This window comes from Mariniflexile aquimaris, from assembly GCF_042676825.1.
GTDB classification, from domain to species: domain Bacteria; phylum Bacteroidota; class Bacteroidia; order Flavobacteriales; family Flavobacteriaceae; genus Mariniflexile; species Mariniflexile aquimaris.
The window spans coordinates 1-892 of the sequence record NZ_JBHTIB010000010.1; the positions used below are offsets into that span (position 1 = coordinate 1).

Sequence of the window (892 nt, forward strand, 5' to 3'; positions counted from 1 at the left end):
TAAAAACAAAAATCCTAATATTAAAAGGTAACGATTCATTTTTTTTAAATTGTGGCTAACGTTTACGTATATGAAAAGTTGCGTGTTTGTGTGCGAGGATTTTCCGAAGGAAAATCAGAAGCTAGCAAACAAAGCAACTCACATTGGTTAAGCACAAAATAGCAATTTTTTATATACAATGTTGGGCTTTCGTACTTATTTTATTCAAAATTCAGGTATGTCAATTATAGATTTGGAAACCTCAAATTCTTTATAATAATGAAAAACTCTATATCCTATATTATCTCCATGTTTCACAATTAAAGTATCTCCTTTAACTTCATAGCTCCTTTCTAGGAATCTTCCACAATTCATGGTTGAATAAGATATTATTATATTTTCATTTTTGTCCAAAACAAATGAAATACCTCCATCTTTGTTAATAAAGGAGTTTGAATCAAAAACGGTATCATTGATATTTTTTGAAAATGTAAAAGCAGTTCCAGAATTATAGAATCTATAATATTGTGTTAATTCTTGATAATCTTCTGGTTTCATATATTTTGGAATTTCCTTGTCATATGTATATGAGTTATCATTTTCATTATAAGCATAACCTAAACTTTTATAAAATACATCTGTCCTTATATTTCGGTTTTCTGGATTAACCATTTTATATTTTTTTAGTTTCTTTGTAATCCATACTCGCGCTTGTTCTTGTCCTTTTTTACTGTTCGGTCCAATACACGCACAAGAATTCAATATTAAAAACAACAACATTATTCCAATAGGTTGAATTAGTATTTTACTTTTTTTATATTTAATATTCGTCATGTTTTTCAGTATGAAGCCCAACGTTTATGTATATGGAAAGTTGCGGGTTTGCGTGCGAGGAATTTCCAAAGGAAATTCA

At 28.4% G+C, this 892-nt stretch carries 1 protein-coding gene; it reads right to left on the reverse strand.

What is annotated here, in order from left to right:
* Positions 1–204: 204 nt before the first annotated feature.
* Positions 205–813 (reverse strand): hypothetical protein, encoded by a 609-nt coding sequence (locus ACFQ0I_RS07980; protein ID WP_379941064.1) that lies wholly within the window; start codon positions 811–813, stop codon positions 205–207.
* Between the last annotated feature and the right edge of the window lie 79 nt (positions 814–892).

Excerpts from the sequence above, each read along its gene's own strand:
- ACFQ0I_RS07980 (WP_379941064.1), bottom strand. The coding sequence starts at position 813 with ATGACGAATATTAAATATAAAAAAAGTAAAATACTAATTCAACCTATT.